This is a genomic window from Mesorhizobium sp. M7A.T.Ca.US.000.02.2.1 (assembly GCF_003996995.1).
Lineage (GTDB): Bacteria > Pseudomonadota > Alphaproteobacteria > Rhizobiales > Rhizobiaceae > Mesorhizobium.
Window position 1 is genome coordinate 1 of sequence record NZ_RZTT01000435.1, and the last position, 4,791, is coordinate 4,791.

Genomic DNA, 4,791 nt, shown 5'->3' on the forward strand with positions numbered 1-4,791 from the left:
GGACGAGCAGCATGTCGGCGATGATGTTGCCGACGATCAGCGTCGCCGACAGCACCATCATGAAGGTGGCGGTGACATAGACGTCGCCGACAGCCATGGAGCCGACGATCGCCGGGCCGACCGTCGGCAGCGCGAAGATGATCGCCGTCTCGATCTCGCCGGTCAGCATGTAAGGCAGCACCACACCCTGATACATGATGAGCGGATGCAGCGCGTTGGGCACGGCGTGGCGCATGACGACGGCGGCACCCGTCAGCCCCTTGGCCCTTGCCGTCTCGACATATTGCGCGTTCAGCGTATCGAGCAGATTGCCGCGCATGACGCGCATATTGTAGGCGAGGCCGCCGAAAGTCGCGATCGCCACCACCGGCCAGACATGCTTGACCAGGTCGACGAATTTGGCCCACGACCACGGCGCGCCACCATATTGCGGCGAGAAGAATGAGCCGATCTCCGACACGTTGAAGTGGAACACCAGGAGATAGACGATGATCAGCGCCATCAGGAAGCGCGGCACAGTCATGCCGAGAAAAGAGATGGCCGACAGTGTCGAGTCGATCCAGGTGTATTGCCTTGTCGCCGCCCATATGCCGAATGTGATGCCCAGCACCGAGGCCAGCAGATGGCAAACCAGCGCCAGGAGAAGGGTGCGCGGCAGGCGCTCTCCGACCACGTCGGCGACCGGTTTGTTGTAGTACAGGCTGTAGCCGAAATCGCCGCGGGTGATGATGCCACCGATCCAGTTGAGATACTGGAGAGGCAGCGGCTTATCGAGACCATGCTCGATGCGATAGGCCTTTGCCTGCGCGTCGGCCTCGGCGAAGGAGGCTCCACCCTGGTTGATCGCCTGCGAGCGGATGTAGTCGGCATAATCGCCCGGCGGCGCCTGGATGATGGCAAAGGTGGCCAGGCTCAAAATGGCGAGGACCGGGATTGCCGACGCTATGCGCGTGAGCAGGAATCGCAGCATGGACGGTTCGTTTCCTTGTCTCGCCGATCGCGCCCTTGGTTGCGTCCGGAGGTTGGTTTGTCCGGCCGCGCCAGCGGCGCGGCCGGAGGTCTCTCGGTCAGGGAGGTAAACCTAATTCATCGGCCCCTTCTCTCCGGGTTTGCCGGGCAACTCCTCGGGGAACAATTCGTATTTCGCCTGCTTGTCGGCCGCGACAAAGACCCTTTCGCGGATGATCGAATCTTCGGCCCAGTTGAACATGAAGATCGGCGTGCCCCGCGGAATGTTCGAGAAGCGCTTGTTGACGATCAGCGCGCCGGGATATTCCGTCAGGCCGACATTGTAGACGTGCTCCGTCGAGATCTTCTGGAATTGTTTCATCAGGCTGGCACGCTGGTCGTTGTCCTGCGTCGAGACGAACTTGTTGACGATATCGACGAGATCCTTTTCGAACGGCATCACATCGACCTCGCCGTTCTCCGGCGCCCGATGGTCCCAGCTGGTGCGCGGGCCGACCGGGGCAAGCTGCACGGTGTTCTGCACCACCGACGTCAGTTCCTGTTCGTTGCGCCGGACCAGCCAATCGAAGCGGCCCGAATATTGGGAAGCGTCGCGCTGGGTGCCGTTGAGGCCATTGAGCACGACCCGAAGCCCGAGCTTTTCCATCTGGGCGACGACGCCTTCGGCAAGGCTCTTGTCGGTCGTGTAGTCGTTGTTGACCAGCATCACGATCTCGACATTCTTGCCGCCGGCGGTACCGGAAGGGAAATTCACGAAGCCGTCGCCATCCGTATCCTTGAGGCCGGCCTTGGCGAGTTCCGCCTTGGCGCCCTCGAGGTCGAAGGGGTAGTAGACCGTCGACGCGCGGTCGTAGAAGCTGGTTCCTGACGACAGGCCGCCGGGATAGATGGCGGTGAACGGCCCCTTGACCAGCGAGTCACCGAGCGCCTTGCGGTCGAGCGCCATGGTGACGGCCTTGCGGAAATCCTCGTTGCGGTTCAGCTCGCGGATCGCCTGGCCGCGTTCGTCCGGATTGCCCCAGCCATTGGCGGAAAAATTAAAGCGCAGATTGTAGCCGATGAGCCGCGGGCCGAAAGCAAGACGGGCCGGTGCGTTCGCCTCTGCCGCACGCTTCAGCGAGGCGACGAAGTTTTCCGGCTGCTCCAGATTGGAAAAATCGGCCGCGCCGGCCACCGCCTGGACGTCGCGATCGGCCCAGGTCGACAGCTTGTAGTGCAGTTCGTTGAGATAGGGCAGCTGGTTACCCTTCTCGTCGACCTTCCAGTAATAGGGATTGCGGCGCATGACGATGATGTCGTCCGGCCGGTATTCGACCGGGACCCAGCCACCCATCACCGGCATGTTCATGAATTCCGGCGGGAAGGCATTCTTGAACTGATCGTAGGTGTTCTTCGAGTATTTCGGATGCTGCGGCTTCAGGATGTGCGCGGGGCCAGGACAGAAAGTGCCGTAGGCCATGGCATACAGATACTGCTTCGGGAAGGCATCTTTGAAGGTCCATTCGACGGTGTAGTCGTCGACCTTCTTCAGCGTCGTGCCGACGCCGAAGGTTTCCGGCGTGGCGCCGTTCAGCGGCGAGACGTTGGGATCGACCACCTCGTCGTCCCAGTAGAACATGACGTCGTCTGCATTGAACGGCACGCCGTCCGACCACTTCGCTCCTTCGATGAGGTGCATGGTCAGCCTGTGGCCATCGCTCGACCAGTCCCAGCTCCTGGCCAGGTTCGGCAGCGGCTCGGTGTCCTTGGCCTCGACCTGGAACAGCGGAGCGGTGCGCGTCAGGCATTCGGAGAGGCCGATGTCGATGCCGCCCCAGCCTTGCGTCTGACCGGCGCCGTAGTTCCAGCCTTCCGGCCGCCCGCCGATGACGTGGCGCATCGTATCGCCATAGACGCCGATGCCGTCCTGCATGTTGCCCGTCTTGTAGACCAGCGGCTCCTTCGGCAGCCTGTCTTTTACCGGCGGCAGCTTGCCGGTCTTGACGTATTTCTCGGTGACCCAGTCGGGCTCGTGATATTCGGGGAGCGCCTTGAACTCCAGGATCGAGTCTCGCGCGACATAGTTGATCTTGCCTTCGGCGGGAAACGGTGTCGGCGCCGGCGGAACCGTCGGTTCGGAAGCGTAAGCACCGAGTGCCGAGACCGAGACGCTCAGCGTCAGTCCGGCAGCAAGGCCGATATTGCGGAAATTCCTCACGGTCTCTCTCCCTCTTGTTTGTCCGGAGCGTTTGCACCCGCTCCGCCTCTCCTCGAATTCAAACGGCTTCGTGGCAGTGGATCCGCCTCCCATGGATCCACCATCACCGCATAAATTTCCAGCCGGCCCGTCTCAGCCGGCCCGTCTCAGCCGGCTTGCTTCAGCGCGGCTTTTTCGGCGCGCATTTCCTCGATCGAGCGAACGCTGCGCCGTGCGGCGCCCGCCCACTCGCGGGTCTTCACCTGGGATGTCGACAGCCGCTCCCTGGCCGCCGGGACCGCATGGGCATATTGCGGCAGCCAGGCCGCCTGGGCGACGACCATTTCGTCGACCATCTGCCAGACCTCTTCCGGCGTCGAAACCGCGCCGACCAGCGGGTCATGCAGCACGGCGAGCTTCAGAAGATCGATGTCGCCTGATATAGCGGCATGTACCGACATGCGCTGGACGTTGATCGAGGCGATGCAGGTGGCGGCGCAGGCCTCCGGCAACGTGATGCCGGCGGCCATGTTGATGCCAAAACGGTCGACGAAGCCGGGCGACTCGATGATGGCGTCCTGCGGCAGGTTGGTGATCACCCCATTGTTCTTGACGTTGAAGTGGCCGCGGTAGACGCGGTTGGTCTCCAGCGCCTCCAATATGTGGCTGGCATGCTCGTTGGAGCGCTTCGCCTGGTCGATCGGCTTTGATGCCGCTTCGAGGAACTGCGGATATTCCGTTTCGAACCAGTTGCGGGTTTCGGTGGAGTAGCGGAGATAGCCGCCTGTCTCGCCGTGAATCCAGTCGGACATATCGATCCAGCGCGTGATCTCGTCGGGACGTTTGCGGTACCAGGGCAGATATTCGGAAAGATGGCCGTTGCTTTCGGTCGAGTAGACGCCGAAGCGCTTCAGAACGTCGATGCGCAGTTTCTCCTGCTGCGAATAGACCGGATGCGCCTCGAAGGCAGCCACCAGTTCGTCCTTGCCAATGGGGCGGCCGTTCAGGCGCAGGTCGATGAACCAGGTCTGGTGGTTGATGCCGGAACAGACATAATCTAGTTCCTGCGTGGACTTGGCGCCCAGCACCTCGGCGATCTGTTCGGCGCCGTGCTGGACGCCGTGGCAGAGCCCGACAGTGTCGACCTTGCCGTATTCGATCGCCGCCCAGGTGTTCATCGCCATCGGGTTGGCGTAGTTCAGGAATTTGACGTTCGTCTCGGCGACCTCGCGCATGTCCTTGCAGAAATCCAGGATCACCGGGATGTTGCGCTGGCCATAGAGAATGCCGCCGGCGCAGATCGTATCGCCGACGCATTGGTCGATGCCGTATTTCAGGGGAATGCGGATATCGTCGGCATAGGCTTCGAGACCGCCGACCCTCACGCAACTGATGACGTAGCGTGCGCCTTCGAGCGCCTTGCGGCGGTCGGTCGTCGCCGTCACCCTGGTCGGCAACCTATTTGCCTCGACGATCCTGTCGAGGATCGCCTTGATCATCTGAAGGTTGTGCTCGCTTACATCGGTGAGCGCAAATTCGATGTCCTTGAATTCGGGCACGCACAGGATGTCGGTGAACAATTTCTTGGTGAAGCCGACGCTGCCGGCGCCGATGATAGCGATTTTGAAACTCACCAGCCGCACCTC

At 61.8% G+C, this 4,791-nt stretch carries 3 protein-coding genes; all 3 read right to left on the minus strand.

The window, feature by feature from the left end; genetic code table 11:
• On the minus strand, positions 1-970 hold a 970-nt coding region (locus EOD15_RS28595; protein WP_148129673.1), incomplete at its 3' end, for an ABC transporter permease.
• Positions 971-1,081: 111 nt separating this feature from the next.
• Entirely contained in the window at positions 1,082-3,166 is a 2,085-nt protein-coding gene (locus tag EOD15_RS28600; RefSeq protein WP_127319542.1) for an ABC transporter substrate-binding protein, read from the minus strand.
• Positions 3,167-3,312: 146 nt separating this feature from the next.
• Positions 3,313-4,779, minus strand: a complete 1,467-nt coding sequence (locus EOD15_RS28605) for an alpha-glucosidase/alpha-galactosidase (RefSeq protein ID WP_127319540.1) — start codon at positions 4,777-4,779, stop codon at positions 3,313-3,315.
• Between the last annotated feature and the right edge of the window lie 12 nt (positions 4,780-4,791).